The 21,827-nt window shown below is 57.9% G+C and carries 15 protein-coding genes and 1 tRNA gene; 13 read left to right on the top strand and 3 right to left on the bottom strand.

Annotated elements, in window-relative coordinates; all coding sequences use genetic code 11:
• Positions 1-293: 293 nt before the first annotated feature.
• The 3 genes from trxB to BBOH_RS07400 all read right to left on the bottom strand — a co-directional run bounded on the left by trxB (position 294) and on the right by BBOH_RS07400 (position 3,947).
• Entirely contained in the window at positions 294-1,232 is a 939-nt protein-coding gene (trxB, locus tag BBOH_RS07390; RefSeq protein WP_033522573.1) for a thioredoxin-disulfide reductase, read from the bottom strand.
• Between the two features lie 532 nt (positions 1,233-1,764).
• Positions 1,765-2,970: a class E sortase gene (locus BBOH_RS07395; protein ID WP_081930441.1), complete on the bottom strand. Its 1,206-nt coding sequence runs from the start codon at positions 2,968-2,970 to the stop codon at positions 1,765-1,767.
• Between the two features lie 128 nt (positions 2,971-3,098).
• Entirely contained in the window at positions 3,099-3,947 is an 849-nt protein-coding gene (locus BBOH_RS07400) for a DUF881 domain-containing protein (RefSeq protein ID WP_044098292.1), read from the bottom strand.
• A gap of 114 nt (positions 3,948-4,061) precedes the next feature.
• Here BBOH_RS07400 and crgA point away from each other — a divergent pair, with 114 nt between their 5' ends.
• From crgA to BBOH_RS07465, 13 genes are all read left to right on the top strand, one after another.
• Positions 4,062-4,568: a cell division protein CrgA gene (crgA, locus tag BBOH_RS07405; RefSeq protein WP_033522523.1), complete on the top strand. Its 507-nt coding sequence runs from the start codon at positions 4,062-4,064 to the stop codon at positions 4,566-4,568.
• Positions 4,569-5,867: 1,299 nt separating this feature from the next.
• On the top strand, positions 5,868-8,198 hold the full coding sequence (locus tag BBOH_RS07410) for a BspA family leucine-rich repeat surface protein (RefSeq protein WP_156097535.1): 2,331 nt from the start codon (positions 5,868-5,870) through the stop codon (positions 8,196-8,198).
• Positions 8,199-8,593: 395 nt separating this feature from the next.
• Positions 8,594-8,667 (top strand) — tRNA-Gly (locus tag BBOH_RS07415).
• A 397-nt stretch (positions 8,668-9,064) separates the two neighbouring features.
• Positions 9,065-9,808 (top strand): hypothetical protein, encoded by a 744-nt coding sequence (locus tag BBOH_RS07420; RefSeq protein WP_237743182.1) that lies wholly within the window; start codon positions 9,065-9,067, stop codon positions 9,806-9,808.
• Between the two features lie 1,054 nt (positions 9,809-10,862).
• The gene (gene rpsO, locus BBOH_RS07425; protein WP_033521028.1) at positions 10,863-11,132 is read left to right on the top strand and encodes a 30S ribosomal protein S15; all 270 of its coding nucleotides are present in this window, start codon (positions 10,863-10,865) and stop codon (positions 11,130-11,132) included.
• 406 nt (positions 11,133-11,538) lie between these two features.
• Entirely contained in the window at positions 11,539-14,268 is a 2,730-nt protein-coding gene (locus BBOH_RS07430; protein ID WP_033520955.1) for a polyribonucleotide nucleotidyltransferase, read from the top strand.
• A gap of 1,777 nt (positions 14,269-16,045) precedes the next feature.
• Positions 16,046-17,143, top strand: a complete 1,098-nt coding sequence (locus BBOH_RS07435) for a CpaE/TadZ family protein (RefSeq protein ID WP_074428515.1) — start codon at positions 16,046-16,048, stop codon at positions 17,141-17,143.
• 15 nt (positions 17,144-17,158) lie between these two features.
• The gene (locus tag BBOH_RS07440; protein ID WP_044098294.1) at positions 17,159-18,187 is read left to right on the top strand and encodes a TadA family conjugal transfer-associated ATPase; all 1,029 of its coding nucleotides are present in this window, start codon (positions 17,159-17,161) and stop codon (positions 18,185-18,187) included.
• Positions 18,188-18,280: 93 nt separating this feature from the next.
• Positions 18,281-19,018, top strand: a complete 738-nt coding sequence (locus BBOH_RS07445) for a type II secretion system F family protein (protein ID WP_052118147.1) — start codon at positions 18,281-18,283, stop codon at positions 19,016-19,018.
• Positions 19,015-19,668, top strand: a complete 654-nt coding sequence (locus tag BBOH_RS07450; RefSeq protein WP_052118146.1) for a hypothetical protein — start codon at positions 19,015-19,017, stop codon at positions 19,666-19,668. Before BBOH_RS07445 ends, BBOH_RS07450 begins: the two co-directional genes overlap by 4 nt.
• Positions 19,669-20,425: 757 nt before the next feature.
• On the top strand, positions 20,426-20,710 hold the full coding sequence (locus BBOH_RS07455) for a DUF4244 domain-containing protein (protein WP_033520953.1): 285 nt from the start codon (positions 20,426-20,428) through the stop codon (positions 20,708-20,710).
• A gap of 182 nt (positions 20,711-20,892) precedes the next feature.
• Positions 20,893-21,234, top strand: coding sequence for a TadE family protein (locus BBOH_RS07460; protein ID WP_033520951.1), 342 nt, complete (start codon positions 20,893-20,895; stop codon positions 21,232-21,234).
• 86 nt (positions 21,235-21,320) lie between these two features.
• Complete coding sequence (locus tag BBOH_RS07465; protein WP_033520949.1) at positions 21,321-21,677, top strand: Rv3654c family TadE-like protein; 357 nt, start codon at positions 21,321-21,323, stop codon at positions 21,675-21,677.
• The last annotated feature ends 150 nt before the right edge of the window (positions 21,678-21,827 follow it).

Here is a 21,827-nt window from a genome sequence, read left to right on the forward strand (position 1 = left end):
CGCCAATGCTCGATGGTCAAATTGTTATTAAATGACTGGATATTCAGTTAAATCACCTTGATTCGTTCATATGTTGTGAAAACTTCAGCTTTGACCATTGCGGGGCGACATGGATGATGGGTCATCATAATGTCGTTAGCGATTATTGCGGGCGAGTGCCCAATATGCGTGAGGTTGAATTTCCGTTGACGTTCTGCCTTGTGGCAGATATTAGTTCGGCTGCCCGTACGCGAGCCATGGTTTTATGCAGGCAGCCGGTGCATCGACGGATGATTGGCATAAAGCAGATCAAATCAACGTAAGTTATCTAGATATCGCTGAGCGTCAAGAGCGGCCCGGCAACCCATGCCAGCCGCTGAAACCGCCTGACGGTAGAGACCATCGACCACATCGCCAGCCGCGAAGACTCCCGGCACCGAAGTGCATGTGGAGGCCCCATCGACCAAAACACAGCCGTCGCTGCCGATCGGAAGCTGGCCTCCAAGGAATCCGGTGGTCGGAGTCTGGCCGATGGCGACGAACACGCCGTTCGCCTGAACCGTCGTGATTTCGTCGGTGTTGACGTTGCGCACGGTCAGTGATGTGACACCGTCTTGATTCCCGTGGATTTCGTCCACCACGCTGTCGAGCAAAAAGCTCATTTTCGGGTTGGCCTTGGCGCGATCGACCAGAATCTTCGAAGCGCGGAATTCCTCGCGCCGATGGATTAAGGTGACGGATGAGCCGAACCGTGTGAGGAATTCGGCGTCGGTGAAGGCGCTGTCTCCACCGCCGACCACGACAATGGGCTTGTCTCTGAAGAAAAACCCGTCGCAGGTGGCGCAATAGGAGACTCCTTTGCCGGAGTACTCCCTTTCCCCGGGCACGCCGAGTTTGCGGACCGCTGCACCAGTGGAAATGATTACGGCTTTCGCCCGATAGGTGTTGCCTTGGTCGCATGTGATCGTCTTGACGTCACCGCGGAAATTCACGTTCACCACGTCATCCCAAAGGATTTCTGCACCGAATTTTTCGGCCTGCCTTTGCATGGCGTCCATCAGATCGGGGCCCATCACGCCATCCGGGAAACCCGGATAATTCTCGACTTCCGTGGTGTTGACCAGTTGCCCCCCGGGGCTGACCGCCCCCGCGACAACCAACGGCCGGTATCCTGCGCGTCCCAGATAAATGGCTGCGGTATAGCCCGCCGGACCTGACCCGATGATGACGGCATCACGCACATCCTCTGCGATCCGTACCGGACCTGCAGGAGTTTGCTCGGCATTGGGGCCGGAACCGGCCGCCGGGGTGACAACGCTTGACCCGGGGCCGTGCACCGGCTCCGTGTTGCCGGACGCATCGACGTCCGTGTTCGCCGCCGATGGTTCAGAATTTGACGGCGTTGACAGTTGGATTGCGTCCGTATGGTAAGTAAGTTTGAGTTTCTTTTCTTCGGTCATGTCCTAACCCTACCATCGGTGCGAACAGGCTGAAGCCGTGGGCTCAAAGCTTTGCGCCGCCGGAAGCATGCCTGCGTTTCATGGGATTGCGATGTCCCATCCTGACGATGACCCGGAAGGACATGCGATGCCCACTGTATGGCCAAGCGCCTCCTTGGGTATTGACGAAACCGCATGATGTCCAGGTTGATGTGCGATCGATGCCCATAAGAGGATGGTTTCGAGTGGTGTATGAGGCATCATGGTGTGGCGGTCGGCTAATCGTCCGTGCGGAGGGTCGTACGAGATGGCTCGGAAGAGCAGTGCGGGCCACGCTCTGATTCGCTCACGTGTTCGGCACGGCCACGTAGTTCGACATCTCTTGCAGGAAGGGGATGTTTGCGGCGGCCCAGGGGAAGCCCCATTGGAAAAGCGCGACGATGACGGCCGCGACCAGCAACAGGACGAGCAGCAGGCGCACCGGCTTGATGCCGGGTTGCAGATGCGCCAAACCACCATACAGGCTAGGATCGGGTTTGCGCCGTACTTTCCCGTCCCAGACGCCTTCGCGCACGCCGCGGCGCACTGCGCGCCGGAACGGCCAACGCCAGGCAATGGCGGCCGCGATGAACAGCACCGCGTAGACCACCAGCAGACCGACGAACAGGGGTTCCAGCGATCCGATCTTTGCGACAGGGGACACTTTGCCGTTGTTGATGAACTCGACCTGTCCGTTCGTGTCCTGACGCGTGAGTTCCTGTGGCACGCCATCGGCTGTTTTCGCCCAGTATTTCAGTTTCCCGTAGCTGATCCAGCGATGGGTCGCGGTCGAATATTTCGGTTCGCAGGTGGTCAGAGTGATGAGTCTGCCGACGGGCTTGCTCGTCCCGTCCTTGGGATTGGGCGCCACGACGCGGACCTGGTCGGGGGTGACGATCTCGTAGTCCGTGAATTCGTACACGTACCAATGATCATGTGTGCGTATTACAATAGGGTCGCCTTTGACGAACTTGTTCACGTCCCCAAGGGGTTGACCGTAACCGTTTCGATGTCCTGCGACCGCGAAATTGCCCTGCTGCCCGGGCATCTGGGATGACGTGTAATGCCCCAGACCGTGCTTGTTGAGCGCCTGCATGTCGGTGCCCTGCACGATGTTGCGCACCCATTGGTCGCCGAAACGAGGAATGTAGATCTCGGCCATCAGGTCGCCGTTCTTTGGATTTCCCGGCTCAAGGGGAGCGTCGCCCTCCTGCGGCTTGGCGATCTTTGCGGTGCCGTCTTCGGTCGGGGCGCTCCAGGAGACGGATTGACGTTGCATGACCTGCGTGTGTTCGGATTGCACGCCGGTCCACCACATCTGCCAGACGACGTACAAGGCGCAGATCAAGCCGATTGTGAGCAACAGTTCAGCGAGCAGGCCCATGACCTTCCAGAAGGTGCTGGTCTTGCCGTGATTCGTTTCACGGCGGTGCCGGGCCGCGCGGTGCGAATGGCCGGAAGGGGCAGTGGCATCCGAGCCGGCGACGGATGATGACGCCCGCGATGGTGCCATGAATCGGTCGGCATTGTCGAAGGTGGAGCCGGCTGTGGGGTAATCGCGGTCTGATCCGCCGCTGGCGCCCTCCGAACCGGGCCAATCCGAAGCGCTCGCTTCATCCCAGGTGTCGTCGTGCGTCCTCGTCATTTTCTGCTCCTTCCGATGCTTTCTTCTCTTGCCTCGCCGGTGCCTTTGTTGTCGGGATTGTTATCCGTCCTATCGTCGGTCTTGCTGTCGGTCTTATTGTCCGTCTTGCCTGCGTTCGCATACTTCAACGTCTGCAACAGCACGGCCGCCGGGAACTTGAGATTGTCCTTATCTTCCACTTTCCATCCCAGTCCGAACGCATCCACATACTGCTTATACGTCGCGATGGCCGCGGAATCGTCCAGCGCCTGCCGCATCTGGCCGGCCGGCCCGATGGCCGAGACCGTGTAAGGCGGCGAATACTGTTTGCCTTGCAGCATCAGGACATTGCCCTTGCAGATGATGGCGGAGTTATAGACCACGCGCTGCCCTTGGATGGCCATGGCTTCGGCCCCTCCCCGCCACAAGGCGTTGATGACCGACTCAATATCCTGTTGATGTATCACATAATCATTGACGTTTGCCGTGGTGCCAGAGTCGTTCACCATGTGCTGCCACAAAGGGGAGTCGTTGAGTGTCACGGAAATCCCGGGCCCCTCGACCGCCGGCAGAGCCGTTCCGGGCCCCGCGTCCTCGAGGTGATTGGCGCCGGCTCGGGAATCGTTGTTGGCGATTTTGTTGAGCGTATTAATCTGGGAGCTCAACGATTTCACGGAATTCTGGAGTTTGTCGACCTGCTTGACGCGCTGTTCGACCAGCTCGGCCGTGTCGGAAGTGACGACGGTCGAATGGTTCACGCGCACGTTGGTCATCAAAAGGTAGCCGGAAAAAGCGACGACAAGAAAGACCGCCACGCCTCCAAGACGTGAACGTTTGGCGCGATGTCTGCCTTCATGGTCAGCCATAATGGTCTATCCGTGTCCTTATCGAAATCATACGATGTTGGTGTTACATTCGATTACTGCTTTCGAGTGTACCCGCTACTATAGGATGTAGCCTATCGAATGGAGACTACGCTTATGGCTGACGAAGAGCTGGACGAGAATACCAACGCTGGCGCGCGCGACGACGAAGCGCAGGCGGCTGAGACAACTGCGTCCGAAAAGACCGAAACCGAGACTGCACAGACGGCTGAACACGCCGCTGACAAAACTTCGGACGACGGCAACGATGCTGAACAAACGGTCAATGGAGACGATGATGATCTCGACCTGCCCATGGACCAGATCGAGGCCCTCCTGAGCGCCGACCAGATCGACAAAAAGTCCATGAGCCCGCAGATGCGCCGCGTCGCCCAACGTCAGGCGGAAAACGCGAAACGCGTTGAAGAGACGATCAAGGACACCAAGACAAGCCCGAAATGGTTCGTCCCCGTGTTCTGCGCCTTGATGATCATCGGCTTGTTCTGGGCCGTCATCTACTACTTCACCAGCAAGTACCCGATCCCCGGCATCGGCGCGTGGAATCTCGCGATTGCGCTCGCCATCGCGATGGTTGGCTTCCTGATGACCATCGGCTGGCACTGACCCAGACCTCCGCCGCTGAACCGGAAGCATCTGCCGGGGTCGCGGCCCACCACGTAGACTTCCGCGACGGTTTCAATCGTATCGGGAAGACTGAATCCCGTGGATGCGTTATATCGGTTGTGTCGGTTCGGCGCGTCACTCGTCTGCGTTGTTAAAGTCGGGCGGACAAAGCTTTAGCAGATGGAGCCGAAATCAATCAGGTGATTTCTTTCACTCCCGCTATATAGAGCTGTGGTTCAGCGTCTGATTCGTTCGGGCGCCGGCCCGACGGCTTCTGGTAGGTGCAGATGGCATCGTTCCGTCGCGCCTGCTTGATGGAAGCGCATCGGAGATATAGCGCTCGATTAGCTGTCAGGCTTGTTTGGGCGCACCGTTAGTCGCGGGTTGGCTTGCGCGCCGTATCCGTGCCCTGCCATGTCTGACTCAATCAGAAGGCGAAGATACTGCGACAAGTCTGCGCACCCGTAGTTTCGACTGCGGCGTCGCCTGACGTGTGTATGCGTATCGCACGGGATGTCATTTTCTGACAAGTGATTGCCGCAGTTACCATGTGTCTGGATCCCCGCTTAGAGGCATGAGCAGGCGTTATCCACATTTGTGGATAACTATGTGCATAGAGGTGTGAATAATGGTGGATGGCAGGGCAAAATAGCGTCCATAATACCAAGAACTGGGATGTTGTGCACCATAGGTTATCCACATTGTCCACAATTTATAAACGTTGGAATTTCAGTGTTTTTGAGCTATAATGTGGATTTTAATTCTGGTTTTCCTCAGGTAATAACCTACTTATGCCCAAGTTATCCACAGTCTTTTCCACAGCTGTGGAAAACTACACGACCGTAGTTTACCCAATGTGGATAAAGCTATTATCGTGACCTCAGTCCCGTGACCCCTCGGTCCCATACTTTCGTGGGTCCGTTTCAGCTTGACAGGCCGATTCGATTTCAAGGCCGACTGTCGCAGACGTCGTTACCGGATGACTATTGGGCGACGACGAAAAACGATTTCCACATGGGAGGGTCGGGGGCGATCCCGTACTGTGCGAACGGCGCGGCATCGGGCTTCTGCGTCAACGATTGGAACGACAGATGCCGCGTCGGAGACCTTCCGTGTCTACTAGGCTGGAGCGTCCGGTGGCGTTTCATGTCTTTTGTTTTGCCGTTGCGCCCGGGCGGTTGTCATGTCGTGCGCACTGTGGAGTCGTTTGTGGATTGCGTCCTCGGTTGGCACTGCTTCGTCATGCGATGTTCCTAAAATGGACGTAACCGAACATTCTTTGATGCTGTTCAAGGATGGTTGAAGAGAGAGGGAATGATGGCATTCTTGGGTAAGATGGCGGTGGGCCTGCTGACTGCGGCCGCCGTGATGGCGTGTCCGACGGTCGCGTCGGCAGATGATCATGTCAACGGCGCACCTCGGGGGGGGGGCTTCTCGCATGCCTCTTCCGCTGTGATGGCGGACGGTGGTGCTTCCGGCCCGGTCGGGTCGCATGGTGTTGCAGACAAGGGCGTGGTCGGTGACAAGGGTCTGAGTGACAAGAGCGCCGCCGGTGGCGTGGCTGGTGGCGTTTCGTCCAGTGGCCAGTCTGGTCCGTCTTTGAAATCCGGAGCATCGAAGTCTACGAAACCGTCCGTGCGGTCCATGGATGATAGGCCTTCGGCCCAGTCCGATTCGTGTGTTGCTACGGATGGGCAGACGTCGGGCACGTGGGGTACGACCACGTGGACCATTGCAGAGGATTCCGATAATTCGGATCATTGTGTGGTCAATGTGGGCGGTGGCGTGACGGGGAGCAGTGACGAGGCGCCGTGGCGACAGGTTGATGACTATGGCGAGATCATCACGAAGATTGTGTTCAAGGACCCGGTCACGGCCTCCGCCAAGACGGCCGGGCTTTTCTCGGGGTTGTCTGTCTTGGAGGAGATTGACGGGCTCGGCGAGATCGATACTTCCCAACTCACGGACATGAGCTCCATGTTCGCGGGCGATTCGATGTTGGCCGATGTCAGAGGTCTTTCGAGGTGGACGGTGTCGAGCGTCAAGAACATGAGCTCCATGTTCGCGAGCGACTCGGCGTTGGTTGATTTGAGTCCGCTTTCGAAGTGGGATGTGTCGAGCGTCAMGAACATGAGCTACATGTTTTACGCAAATTCAGCGTTGGACAATGTCAGAGGTCTTTCGAAGTGGGATGTGTCGAGCGTCACGGACATGAGCTTCATGTTCGACAATGATTCGACGTTGACTGATATCGATTTGTCCAGTTGGGACACGCGTGGCGTTACCAATTTCGTTGCCATGTTCCCGGCAAATTTGTCGGTGTTGCGTGTGGGTCCGCTTACGAGGCTTTACGAGGGATCTTTTGTTTTTGAGCCTTCGGATGGTGGCGTGGCGGAGTCGGCCGGTTATACGGGTCGTTGGACCAGTGGTGACGGTTCGTGGGTGAGCAGTGTGGACAAGGGCAGCGACAAGGCTCAGTTGGCGGCGAAGACGCAGGAGGCCGGGTTCCGGGGCGGCACGTTCGTGTGGCAGCAGTATGCGGATGTGTCGTTCGACAAGAACGCGCCGCAGGGCGTGTCGGTGTCGGGCGACCCGTTGTCCGTGCACATGGTTGGTCCGGACGCGGCCGGGTTCAAGGTGCCGGAGTCGGCCAGGGAGCCGTATAAGGCCGAAGGGTACCGGTTTGCGGGCTGGGCTCTGAACAGGGAGGCCGGTCGCAGAGGCGTGCTCAAGGCGGGTGACGTGATTCCAGGTCTGACGCGTGGGGTGAAGGTGACCTTGTACGCGCAGTGGGCGAAGCCGTCGTCGCCGGTGGAGCCGTTGCCGGTTGAGTATCGTGTGCGGTATGTGGCGAACGAGCCGGCCGGCCTGTCGGCGACAGGCAGTGTGGCCGATGACGTGTTCCGGGTGGATCCGCCGTATAAGGGTTCGGATCTGGTGAACCGCGCGCGCAAGGTGTCGGGCAACTCCTATGTGCTTGACGGCTACCGGTTCACGGGTTGGAACACGAAGGCGGACGGCAAGGGCGTGTCGTACCGGCCGGGCGTGGAGGCATCGTTGATGCCGGGGGTGACGACCCTGTACGCGCAGTGGGCGAAGGTCGTTGTGCCTTCGGTCCCGTTGACTCCTGCGAATCCGTCGCCTGCGGCTCCTGCGGCGCCCGGTAATGCCGCGGTCGTGGCCGCGGCAGCCGTGGCTGGTCCGTTAGCCTTGGCCGCTGCCCCTACGGCACCCGCTGTGGCCCCTGTGCCGGCCCAAGACAGTACGGTTCCGTCGAGGCCGTTCGCCCGTCCTTCGTGCATGCCGGATAATGTGGCGCGCCGGTTTGAGTCCCATAAGGCCGGTGTGTCAAGACCTGTGTCCTGGGATGAAAGCCAGTTCGCTTCGGCGGGTACCGTGTCGTTGGCGGCACAGTGGACGGATGCGGATTATGCTGGTCTGCCGCGGTGCGCGACCGCCGGTTCCGATACGGGTTCTGGTCCTGCGCTGTTGGACTATCGCGGGATTGGGTTGTGCATGTCGGCGTTGGTGCTGCTCATGGCTTTGATGTTGTTGTTCGCGCTCAGGAACCTCCGCCCAGTGCACACTGCGCGTCACCGTGATCTGCGGTTCGCCAAGCTAGTGCTGTGATCATGAGCGTGTGATCAGTTGTGCTCATGGGTACGGCTGGGTTTCCAGCCGTACCCTGAATAAGAGGCGCTCGTGCCCGGTCTTGATGACGAGGGGCACGGGCGCCTTCCGGTATCCATAAGGCTCGATCCGCTCGATGTTCGTCAAGTTACGCGTTCGTGGTGTAGCCGTTGGGGTCTCGGCCGCCATGTGACTGACGAATACCGTTATCGTGCACTGGCAGATGTAGCCGTTTAAATTTCGATGCCGTCATGTGCATTGCCATAATGATCCAACCTTGTCTGTTGTCTGCTCCATGAGGTTTAGAGAGTGTCCTGCGATGTCGATGGTACCCGGCACGTCTCGTTCCATGCCTCGTGTATACTTGCGATTGTCGTCGGGTTGGCCGTCGGCACGCGGATGTAGCTCAATGGTAGAGCCTCAGTCTTCCAAACTGATTACGCGGGTTCGATTCCCGTCATCCGCTCCACACCGCAGGGTCGCGGAAACGTTGGGATTCCAAGCTTTGAAAATCACGGTTAGGCCATTTAGTCATTCATGCTTGGTTGAGGCTGCAGGTTTTGAGCAACCCGATTCAGCCTGAGTCAGTGTGATTTCGGCCGATTCAGTCCGATTCAAACTGCGGTTAAGGCCGAATGCACCTAGAATTGTCGAACCGACCCGATAATCGGTTTATTCTCGAACGAATTGCTCTGAAAGACGGATCGTACGGATTCGTGACTTGCCGCAGTTGGGTCTGTCTCATTCCCTCTCTTATTTCCTGATGCTGAGGTAAAGTGTTGCGGTGTCCTTGGGGTTGTTCAGGGGCGAGTATTGGATGACAGGGGCGCTCAATCGCGTCTGAGCAAATCAGCGAGGCATGGTCGATGAGTCACGAAGGTTCAAAGGGCAACGTGGTTGGCGCGCTTGAGACGAACACGCATGACCCCGCCCCGGTTTCGTCCAATGCGGGCAACGAGGTTGTCGAGATCGTGGAGGGCAAAGTCGAGAAAGTCAGCGTCTCCAAGCATCCTGAAGCGTCGATTCCTCAGACGGAACTGTCTTTGGCCGACATTCAGCGCAGCCAGTCGCATCCGGTTCGTTGGGCTGTGTTCTTCACGGCCCTGTTCTTGGCCATCATCGCCCCATATTGGATCGGACGGAATTTGGCAGTGGATCACACCGCGCGTGTTATGCGTGTGTTGGGTATATTCGCACCGCGGGGGCTGGCGTTCGTTTCCTGGACGGTGACGGTGGTGCTGTTCGCGACTGTCGCGCTGTCGATCGTTGAGGAGCACGCATGGCTGTGGCGCGTGCTGATGCTGTTCGTGTTGACCGTCGAGCAGCTCATGGCGGGCGTGTGCCTGCTACGGTTCGATTTTTGGCATTCGACGTATGTCGTGTACGGGGAGCGGTCGGCATTGCCGGACGCGGTGAACTTGGGCATTGTGGCTGCGTTGTTTGCCGTTGCCGTCTATGCGGTGCTGTTTGTGGGGCTCTTGATCGGCGTGAAAAGGACCTCGCCGCTGAACGTGCTGACACGCAGTTGGGCGGCGTTCCTCATGTTCTTTGTCATTGAGGTCGTGGCGCTGCTGATCGTGCTGTTCGGCGGACTGCTGGCCGTGGTCTGAAGTGTCGTCGCAGATGCTCTGATGTGGTTGCTATGGGGCGCAAGCCGCTTCTGCAGCGACCGCAGCATCCATATGCGTCTACTGCGATTCGTGTCGAAACTGTTCGCTTGACATGCATACATGTTGTCCGCCTGTTTTTCCGGCATAAGTGCTGTTTCATACGGAAAATGGAATATCGGTGACGGACTTATGGCCGATGCGACCGCGATGGGCGGTGCTGATTGCCGAGCGGCGCCTTCGGCTCGTTGCCCGGCGGTGCCCTGTGAAATACGCGGGTGAGTACACGCCAAGTTTTAGGTGTACGTAGAGGCGTGGATGAACGTGCTTGAACGATACGAGGCATGCGTTATCTTAGCCGTAGCCCGCCCGTCTCCCGACCGCATCGGCCCAGATTGCCACCGGCACGCTTAACGAAAGGGAACACGCAAAGCAGTCACGCCAGCAGCAAAACCGTCACTGGCCGGTTTTCGGCAGGAACGTGTGGCTATGCCGAAAATAGGCCATTTGGACCCCGTAATTGGCTGTTTTTCGGCATAATCGAGCGACTGTGCCGAAAATGGGTCATTTGGGGGGGGGGCGCTAATTGGCTGTTTTTCGGCAGGAACAATAAGGTTGCTGTGAATTCACCGTCGCGTACGCGTCTTTCCCGTTGCTGAAAGTCCGCCGACCACAGAAAGTCGCAGTGGCGATGACTGAAAACGGCATGGATGTGGTCCGGTTGCGGGTGCAAGGATGGGTGGAGGTGTGTGTGCAAGGACGGGGGAACTGCGACTTTACGTGTATGGCTAATGGTGCCCGCCGTCCGGAGGTGTGGATGCAGAGACAGGGAGGTGTGTGCAAGGAGGAGGGGAACTGCGACGAGTGCAGAGAATGAGGGCTGGGATGGAGCGGACGCGTATCCATTGCTGACGAATGTTTTGGGTGTGGAGTCGTGTCGGTGCATTCATCCACACATCTGCGTACAATGAAAACTTGGCGTGTACTCGCCCGCGGATTTGAGAGCGCTGTCGGCAATGGGTCGATGGCACCGCGCAGCAATCACAAGGAGGATGCCGTGGCACTTACGGCTGAGGAAAAGCACGAGATTATCACGAAGTATGCGACGCACGAAGGCGACACGGGTTCCCCTGAGGTTCAGGTTGCCCTGCTGAGCAAGCGTATTGCTGACTTGACTGAGCATCTGAAGACCCATCAGCATGATCACCACTCACGTCGTGGCTTGTTGCTGATGGTCGGTGATCGCCGTCGTCTGCTCGATTACCTCAAAGGCGTTGACATCAATCGCTACCGTGCGCTGATTGAAAAGCTCGGCTTGCGTCGATGACTCTATTTTCAAGTGCCCGAACCTTCGAGGTTCGGGCGCTTTGCGATGGTATGGCGCTCGACGAACAGTGGTTTGTTGGACGCCGGACGAAACGCGAAGAATACGCCAAAGGGTTTGGTCGTGTTTTCGTTTGGTGAGCAGTATGAGAAGCGGTCGCAGGTAAGGGCAGTTGAGGCGCCTAGGTAGAGTAGAAGTATAAATGAACGCGGGGAGACGGCGATACCCTAATGTCGGTGGCCGTCGAAAACCGCAATGTTGTAGCAGATGTGACTGAAAAAGTTAAGCTGCGGCGCTTGAGATGAGAGCGGCGTGCGACGGGTTTGCCGTGGACGAGCAAGGTTCCAAGTGTCGGCAGAGCATTTTTGAGGCATGTAGGTAATAGGAAATTAGACAAAGGAGGAACCCTATGGAGGGTCCCGAAATCAAGGCCGTGGAGGCCGTAATAGATAACGGTTCATTCGGCAAACGCACCCTGCGTTTTGAGACGGGTCGTTTGGCTCAGCAGGCCGACGGTGCGGTTGCCGCCTATCTGGACGACGATTCGATGGTCCTTTCGACCACCACCGCCGGTTCCAGCCCGAAGGAGAACTACGATTTCTTCCCGCTGACGGTGGACGTGGAAGAGAAGATGTACGCCGCCGGCAAGATTCCCGGCTCATTCTTCCGTCGCGAAGGCCGTCCTTCGAACGAGGCGATTCTGGCCTGCCGCATCATCGACCGGCCGTTGCGTCCGCTCTTCCCGCACACACTGCGCAACGAGGTGCAGGTCGTGGAGACGGTGCTCGCCTGCAATCCCGATGACGCTTACGACATGATCGCACTGAACGCTGCGTCCGCGTCCACCATGATTTCCGGCCTGCCCTTCGAAGGCCCGGTCTCCGGTGTGCGTCTGGCACTGGTGGATGGACAATGGGTCGCCTTCCCACGCTGGAGCGAGCGTGAACGGGCCGTCTTCGAGATCGTCGTGGCAGGTCGCGTGATCGACAACGGTGACGTGGCAATCGCCATGATCGAAGCCGGTGCCGGCAAGAACGCGTGGAAGCTCATCTATGACGAGGGCCAGATCAAGCCCGATGAGGAGGTCGTCGCCGGCGGTCTCGAGGCTGCGAAGCCGTTCATCAAGGTCATTTGCGAGGCTCAGGACGAACTCAAAGCCAAGGCCGCCAAGGAAACCAAGGAATTCCAGCTCTTCCCGGAGTATACGGACGAGCTTTACGCCCGCATCGACCAGATTGCGCACGCCGATCTCGACCAGGCCTTGTCGATTGCGGAGAAGCTGCCGCGTCAGGATCGCATCCATGAGATCAAGGAAGGCGTTCGCGCCCAGCTTGCCGACGAGTTCACCGACATGGACGATGCCGAGAAGGACAAGGAACTCGGCAACGCATTCAAGGAGCTGCAACGCCAGATCGTGCGTAAGCGCATCCTCACGGAGGACTTCCGCATCGACGGACGTGGCCTGCGTGACATCCGCACCCTTTCGGCCGAGGTCGACATCGTGCCGCGAGTGCACGGCTCGGCGCTCTTCCAGCGCGGCGAGACTCAGATTCTCGGCGTTACCACCTTGGGCATGCTCAAGATGGAGCAGACCATCGATGCCATTTCCGGCCCCTCGACCAAGCGCTACATGCACGAGTACGAGATGCCGCCGTATTCGACGGGTGAGACCGGCCGTGTCGGCAGTCCCAAGCGCCGCGAGGTCGGCCACGGTGCTTTGGCTGAGAAGGCCCTTGTGCCGGTGCTGCCCAGCCGTGAGGAGTTCCCATACGCCATCCGTCAGGTCTCCGAGGCCATCGGTTCCAACGGTTCGACCTCAATGGGCTCCGTGTGCGCCTCAACGCTTTCATTGCTGGCCGCTGGTGTGCCGCTGAAGGCTCCGGTCGCGGGCATCGCGATGGGGCTGGTATCCGGTGACGTGGACGGCAAGCACATCTATAAGACCATGACCGACATTCTCGGCGCCGAGGACGCGTTCGGCGACATGGACTTCAAGGTCGCCGGCACCTCCGAATTCATCACCGCCCTTCAGCTGGACACCAAGCTCGACGGCATCCCCGCCGACGTGCTCGCGGCGGCTTTGAACCAAGCCAAGGAAGCCCGCACCACCATTCTCGAAGTGATCGACGAATGCATCGACGCCCCGGCCGAAATGAGCCCGACCGCGCCGCGCATCATCACCACCCACGTTCCGGTCGACAAGATCGGCGAGATCATCGGCCCCAAGGGCAAGATGATCAACCAGATCCAGGAGGACACGGGCGCTGACGTGACCGTGGAGGATGACGGCACCATCTATATCGCCTCCGAAGGCGGCGACGGCGCGCAGAAGGCCAGGGAGACAATCGACGCGATTGCGAACCCACATGTTCCCGAGGCCGGCGAGACCTTCAACGGCAAGGTCGTGAAGACCACCAGCTTCGGAGCGTTCGTCAACCTCACCCCCGGCACGGACGGGCTGCTGCACATCTCGCAGATTCGCAACCTTGCGGGCGGCGAGCGTATCGACGCGGTCGAGGACGTGCTCAAAGAGGGTGACACCGTCGAAGTGATCGTGCAGGGCGTGGATGACCGCGGCAAGATTTCGCTGGCCGTGCCTGGTTTTGAAGACCAGGAGTCCGGTGCCCGCGAAGGCGACCGTGGGCGTGGCCATGATGAGTGGCGTGGCGGTTCGCGTCGTGACGATCGTGGTTTCCGTGGGCGTGGTGGCCGCGACCGTGACGTTCGTCGTCGCGCCGATCGTGATGATCGTCGTGAGCCCCGTCGCGTCGATGATTTCGTGCCTGAGGTCGAAGAGGGCTTTGAGGTCGACGAGGCCGATTTTGAGGATCGTCCGCGTCGCCGTCGGGAGGATCGTTCTGAGCATTATGCCGAGCGTTCGGATCGCGATTTTGAGGATCGTCCACGTCGTCGCCGCGAAGACCGTGATGACGACACCGACCGTGACGATCGTCGTTCGGTGCGCCGTTCCGAGCATCGTTCTGAGCGCCGTTCCGGTGGCTACCGTGGTGGTCGCCGTGATCGCAACCCTCGTTATGCGACCGACGATCACTATGATGATTACCGTTCGGATCGCGAAGAGCGTAGCGAACGTCCGCGCCGTCGGATTCGTCGCGACTTCGATCCGTTCGATGACTGATCGTTGATTTGTCGCCGGTTGAACCTACTTGTGAATATGGGTTTGACCGGGTGGGACGCTGATAAAGGGGCACGCTTTGTGATGGCGTGCCCCTTTCGTTGTGAGCGTGCCGGAGTTTGTGTACATGAGAGGGTCGCATGCAGGTGGGGTAATTACGGGCCTGTGAGTTTGCATGGTGGGGTGGGTGGGTGCGAGGTTGCATATTACCGAATATGTACGCGCACAGGTTCGTAGTACAGACTCACGGTGCAGGGAGTTGTGCTCGTGCAAAGTCGCAAAGGTTCTGGGAGTTGTGCTCCTGGTTGTGGGCATACGACCGTGAAAGTCATATGTCTGAAAAGTTAGACACCTGAGCAAATCTTACGTATCGGGTGTATGTGACGGTAGAGTGCCTGCAAGCTGATGTTCTGCCGGCGCCCCATTATGCGAACCGTATTATGGCAAGACTGCATATGGTAGATATATCCGATTTCAAAGGTGGGGAAACCACGGTTTTTACATATGGAAACCGTGCGGAATGAGCCGGTGCGGAGCTTTCGGAGCGATGTGGCTTCACTGTAATAATTAAAAACAGTGCAAACCGAAGAGACGGGGAATAGACGAAAGCGCACGAAGAGCGAGCCTGGGGCGGTTGGGCTTGGGCGGAAGCGAATCGTTGAGCGAGCCGTTGAGGGCGCACCGGTTGGATGATTGCCATGAGACTGCGACATGTAAGCATACGTGAGTTGCTAGAGACGTGTTGGCATCTTGCGAGAGGTACGGGTGACCGTGAACCAAGGTGGCACCGCGGGCATAAGTAGCTTGTCCCTTGTCCCTTGTCCTTGATTGTAGAGATAGCCAGGGTGGGCTTTCGCCGCCGAATTGGATAAAACCTGTAGGGGGCGCTTATGAATGTCGTGAGCGAAGCAATGTGGGAGGGGCGGTTGTCGTGAGCGACATATGCCAGTGGCTCCAAGAGCTTGGCGGGTACGATGCTTGCCGTCTGGTCCGCAGACTGCGACGTTTGGCTTCGCAGGAGCGATGCCGAGCCTTGATGAAGTCCGTGGTTGTGCCGAAACGTGTCGGTATCGTCGTGCGCCGATAATGCGTGGAACATTGCCGATCGGCTGAACGCCATTGAAGCTCTCCGCCGAGTGAGTGCCGTGTCGAACCACTGTTTCCTTTTCGAAAGCGCCGAGGTCGACTAATGCATGGGGCGCAATGATATCGGCTTTGTTTCGGGGCTGGTTAGTGTGCGAGTTGATCGTCTGCGAGACATGCTCGAGTTCTCGCAAATGATGCATGTTGGTCCAATGGTTCAGAGCATGTTTGCGGAAGGCAAGGATGCGCTTGACGTGATTGACCGACAAAACGATGCAATTGCTGGCGGTGTTGACGATGTGGTGGATGAATCAACTTTGCAAGCGTGCGATTGTGTACCACTGAGGCATATTTCGCTACGGTGTGCATGGTCGGGTGGATGCTCATGTCCTTGGTATAGTCGGTTGTGCAGGGCGATGTGGAAGAAGTCGGGGAACATGCCGCGACACGCCTCAAATGTGGATAACCGCAAACATTGGGTCACAGTGGTGGTTGCGGTTTGTCCACTGACGGTGAAGGCCTGTTCAATGTTCGTATGAATGGAATCGCGAATCGCAATATTGAGTCTGGCTGGAAACCGCTGCCGGCTCCGCCCGTGTTGGTCAGATTGCCGGGCGGGAAATCCGGAATCTCTCCGGGGAGACAAGAGAGGCTGCCATATCCAGCTACGTCGCGCCGGTCGCGTTCGATGGAGTCGATGAGTCCTGCCGTAGCGGCTGATCGGGTTGATTCAATCGGAGCGGTTGGTTCGGCTGATCCAACCGTAGTGACTGATTCGGCCGGTTCGGAGAATCGGGGCGGACGTGCTGATTCCAGGTCGTCCTTCGAAGTTCATGCGGCTTCGTTGCTTCCCTCGGCGTATCCGAGGTCCGGGGTTCTGATGTTTTCCGCTCCTCCGCAGCCCTCCTGTGCCGTTAAAGAGCGATCGAAGTCGATTCAGGTTGCCGCTGCCGAAACCGGGGCGGCCTGGAAGCGTATGGTGACGTTTGTTTCGGCCAGTGGTGGCGTTGGATTGAGCGTCACCTGCGCATTCGCGGCTCTTGAATTGCAAAGGCGTGGACGCAGGTGTGCGCTTGTCGATGCCGATTTTGAGGCCGGTGGACTTGATGTTTTACTTGGCATGGAGAACGATCGCGGTCTGCGGTTCAGTACGTTGAAAGCGCCGTTGGGCAGAATCGATGGGAATGCGCTTTGCCGTCAGCTGCCCAAGTGGCAGGGCATACCGATACTGGCCTATGACCGCTGCAACGGTGCAAAATCGCAGTGGTGGGAGGTAGCGGCGGCTGTGGAGGCGCTTGCGGCCGAAGTCGATGTGGTTCTCATCGATGCGTCCCGCGGTCGGGCCTTCGAGGATGTGCCACAGCTTATCGCCTCGTCGAAGGTGGTCGTCGCCGAGCTGTCCGTGCTTGGATTGGCACGAGCCAAAGCGCTGCTGTCCTCACGCATCGGTGGTGGTCCGGCCGCCCCCTGGTTTGAAAATGCCCGTAAAGATCAAGAAGCGTATGAGCGCGATGCTCGAAACGATGGGGCGACTGATCTTCACTTCGATACTGAGCCTGATCGAAAGGGGGCGTTGGCTGTGGTCGGCGTCATGCCGCGAGGCATATATCGAGGCCGTGGAGCCGTTGGCGTGGATGAGGCGAGTGACTATCTGGGCCGGGAGGTGCTGGGTCCGGTCAGCATGGATCCGAAAGCCGTGAGCGACGCATTGGAGGGATTGGGATTGAGAATCGGGTCCAAAACCAGCAAGAAAGCATTCGCTCGATTAGCGAGTCTGATTGATGATGGCCAGTAGAAAGCGGGTCGGCTCATGATGTTTGGACCACTTGAACAACTGTCGCATGATCCGGCGCTGACTGATATTGCAGTGACTTGCGAGGGCAGAGTTTGGGCTGATCGAGGTGCTGGCATGACCGAGTACCATCCGCCCATGCCGTTCCGTGGGCCTCAGGCCGTGCGTGATTATGCCACGCAACTGTGCGCTCAGCTTGATTGCAGGTTGGATGATGCCTGTCCCATCGCCGACGCATCAAGTGTGGAGGGCATTCGCGTCCATGCCGTGATTGCGCCGTTGGTCTACCAAGGTGCCGCCATTTCGATCCGTTTTCCAAGTCCGGTCATGCCGCAGTTGAATAAGCTTGCTGCCGGAGGTCTGTTTCCGTTGCCGTGGTTCCCCCTTTTATGCGGACTGGTGCGTCGACGTGCCACCATTCTGATCACCGGTGGCACGGGCGCCGGGAAAACCACGCTGCTCAAAGCGTTGCTTGGTTTATGCGATCCATCTGAAAGGATCATTTGCGTTGAGGAAGTGCGTGAATTGGCCGGGATTGACCGAGGCAACGCCGTTTCGCTGGTCACGCGTCAGGCCAACGTCGAAGGCGTGGGAGGGGTGGGCCTGCCTGATTTGGTCAAGGCGACGCTGCGTATGCGGCCGGATCGCATCATCCTCGGTGAATGCCGCGGAGAGGAGATAGCGGACTTGTTGCGTGCTTTCAATTCCGGTCATCACGGCGGTATGGTCACTCTTCATGCCGACAGTGTCTCACGCGTGCCCTCGCGTTTGGTGTCGCTGGGGCTGTTGGCCGGGCTTGATCCGCGTGCGCTCATGATGCTCGCTGTGGGCGCTTTTGATGTGGTTCTGCACATCGAGCGTATCAATGGCAAGCGTCGGCTGGTGCAAATCGGTCGGCTGGTTGGTGGCGTGCAAGGGCTTGTGGGCGAACCATTGGCGGTGTGGAATGGCATGGGACCAGCCGTTCCGGGGCCCCATTGGAGCTCTTTTGTCCAGCGTTGGAGCGATCGCCCGAATATGACGGGCATGGCATTGATCGACGGCTGATGGTTCGGCGCTGATTGCAATGCCTATGGTCGTCATGTCGTAAGTGCGACAGGTGTTTTTCAATGAAGCATGTGCTTAGGGGGAGGTTGTGCGATGGACTGGTATCCTTTCATCGCCGCTGCTGCCGCGTTCATGACGGTGTGCTGCGCCGGTTCCAGAGGTGTGGTGTTGATTGACAGATTGGAAGGAATCAAGGCGCCCGGCGCCGTGCGGGTACATTCGTCAAAAACGGTTCGTGAGCCGGCGGTGCTCGGTGGTGACGGAATACTGTCTCTGATTCAGGAGGCCAAGGCATATGTAAGCGGCGGCGGAAGCCTCGATAAGGAGTTTGCCCGGTACCTGCCGGACACTGCGATAAGCTCCACTCCTGCGATGCCCGATTTTCGTCAGCTGCGCCTGTTGTTGCGCTCTCGTCTAGGTTCCAAGGAATCGTTGGTCTGGGCCGATCGGGCCGCCGCCGAACTCGATCTTGCCCTCAGGGTCAGTCAACTTTTGGGTTGCGAAGCGTCAGGTTGCCTTGAGGCGGTGAGTGATTCATACAGGCGGGCGAAAATGCTCGAATCGTTGAGGGATCGTGCGTTTTCGGTTCCCAAAGCCACGGTTAAGCTGCTTTCCGCCTTGCCCTTGGCCACGTTGGCCCTGGGCGAACTGATGGGCGCGCATCCACTGAAATTCCTGCTGTTTTCACCCGTGGGCAGGTTGTGCCTGATATTGGGGTGTTTTGCATATGTGGTTGGTTTGGCATGGATGGGCATACTGCTCAAGGCCGTCGGTAGGGCGGACGAAGGTTTTTATGTGCATACGTCGCGACCTGGCAACATATCCGCGTGAGGGAATCGGAGATTGACGTGATTGAACCGTGGCTTGCCGGTTGTTGTGCGGCGCTCGCAGCATATCTGTGGCATTCGGGTGCTGATGGGCGTGGCAGACTGGCGTCCTTCGGCGATGAGGATGTCGAGATTTCGTTGGTCGTGATGTTGCAGATGCTGGCTGTGGCGTTGCGTCATGGTGCGTCGATCACCCGTGCGTTCGAGGTTGTCGGAGGTATTGTTTCAGGTAGGTTTGGGGTGGGTTTGTGCAAGGTGGCGGTCGCTCTGAAAGAGGGTTTTTCGTGGAATGATGCCTGGTTTTCCGTTGCGGTCTGGCCTTCGGGGGATGATCGGGAGGATGCGGTAATGTCAGGACAATCTCGCTTCCGAATCGCTGAAAAGAACAATGAGATGAACCGCTGCTCGCGATCTGCCGATGACGAGGCGTTCGCGATCGTTGAGGAGGCGTTGAGGGATTCGTGGACGTTGGGTGTTCCTCCCGACAATCGGTTGAAGAGCACGATGGAACAGATCGATGTGAACCAGAGGACGGCCATTGATCAGGCCGCCTCAAAGCTGTCAATCAGCTTACTGACGCCTACTGCGCTTTGCTTTCTTCCGGCCTTCATGCTTATCGGTGTCATACCTTGCATCGGTTCGTTCGTCCGGTGAAGTGCCGTTTTTGTGCTCGAATGCGTTTTGGGTTTTGTCTGGGATGTTCTGTTTTGAGCCTACATACTGGATTCCCGTCTTGGTTCCCGTCGTTGCATGATGTGCCGCGTCATGGTGTGATTGCAGTCGCTTCATAATAAATTTATCATTCTGTGTGCGCGGCTTTGTGGTTTTCCGGTTGATCCGCCGCCCAGGAATCGGTTGCTTTCCTGTCGTGAACAACGCTTGAAGTCGTTGCGCGATGTCGGGCTGTTGATTGCTTGTGTCATCGTGCTGATCGGTCATGTCCTCCTGTCGGTGAACGGTTTCCTCGCTCAACGCAACGATGCTTGCTTTAATGGGCCGATCCGATGCCGTGTTTCCTTGGTTGGCGTCGGTTCGTCGTTTTCACGAAGAGGTGAACCGTGGTTGTGGGCGGTGCTTTGGATTATTCGCGCTTTGGGATCGGGAGGTGCATATCGGTGTGTATGCGCTACGGCAAACGGGGGGTGGGGACTGTGTGTGCCGGTACATGAATGCGCACTGGGCAGGCAGGGGTGGATAACTGGTTCGGACATCTAGGAAACCGGTGGATTCAATCGACGCATATCAGGAAAAATGTGGATAACAATGCCGTGACACGCCCGAATTGTGGATAACCACGAACGTTGGGTCACAGTGCCTTTCAAAATTCCTTTCAACTATCAAAATCAGCCAAAATGAAACCATCGCGGCGATAAGGCCGCGAGATCGATATTCAAAGCGTAAGGAGAGACCGATGAACGACAATAATGAAATGATGACGTTGGAGCCGAGTGTCTGGGGCACGGTCAGAGTGCGTCTGTCGCATGCATCCGAGCTGATTCGCGGCAGAGCATGTGTGGCTGATGCGCGTGTGCGGACGTTTTTCGCTCAGCCAGATGAAGGTGCAGCAACAGCCGAATATGCGGTCGTCCTTGTAGCGGCCACTGGTTTCGGTGCTGTGCTGGTTGCGCTGCTCAAATCAGGAGCGGTGAAAGAACTGTTGAAAGCTTTGATCACCAAGGCGCTGAAGATGGCGTGACGATGCGATTGAAAGTGCTCTGACCAAAACGTTGATATTGCGGTGTTGCGGAGTGCGGGCAGGACCAATCTTAAGTGGTGGGAGGCATCGTGGAACGGGCAAGACGTGTATGGGTGTGCTTTGCCGAGTGTCCCGTCAGGTGTGCGCGCCGTTTCGGTGCCGGTGCGCACGCTCTGTTAGGTATGTGCAAAGCGAAAGATTCGGGTGCTGTCACTGCGGAGTTCGCGGTGGTGTTGCCCGCGGTAATGGTGTTGGCTGTGTTGTTGATGATGTGTGGACGAGCCGTGACGGTATCCATGAGCTGTCAGGACGCTGCCTCCTTAGGCGCCCGCACGGCCGTCATCTCTCGAAGCGACATCAAAGCACGGCAGGCAGCAAAGGACGCGGCGGCTTCCGGCGCCAAAGTCGATATCTCCCATCGAGGTACAACAGTGGCCGTGACCGTTTCCTGCCCCTTGGCTTCAGACCCGTTGCGCGTGCTGCCTGACGTCATTGTTGCAAAATCGATCGGAGTGATGCAATGAGGCCGCGTAAGACGGCGGGCTTTGCCGTCAATGTCCGGCTTGGTGCGGTTGGGACATCGGCTAGTGCCTGCCGATGTTCCAGCTTAATGAGTCGTCTCAGAGGTTCAGATGAAGGATCCGGTACTGCCAATGGTGTCATGCTGATTGCCGTCATCGGTGTGCTGATGTCTGTGGCGGCCGTTGGCGGACATCTTATGATCGTCTCTTCGCGTGCGCAATCCGCCGCCGATCAAGCCGCGATCGCGGGAGCTGAGGCCGCTTGGCGTGAGGCGCCGAATCCTTGTCTGAACTCGGCCAATGCCGCTTTGCTTAACGCCGGTACGGTTATCTCCTGTACGGTTGATGACCAGGACGTGATCGTTAAGGTGCAGGTGCGAACTTCCGTTCCAATTGTTGACGGCATCACCAAAAGAGCCAGGGCTGGTCCGGAGGATTGCACGTAGGCGGTCCGATTGGCTGAGCTTGCTCCTCGCTTCTGGCTCAGGTGTTTGCAAGTTCGGTGCGACGAGCAGATTGGGTAATGTGTCGGTGGGGCTTGGTTCACAGATGTCTGCAATGCTTGATTTCACGGATGTTTGGAAGGGCTGAATCGG

The organism is Bifidobacterium bohemicum DSM 22767 (assembly GCF_000741525.1).
Taxonomy (GTDB): domain Bacteria; phylum Actinomycetota; class Actinomycetes; order Actinomycetales; family Bifidobacteriaceae; genus Bifidobacterium; species Bifidobacterium bohemicum.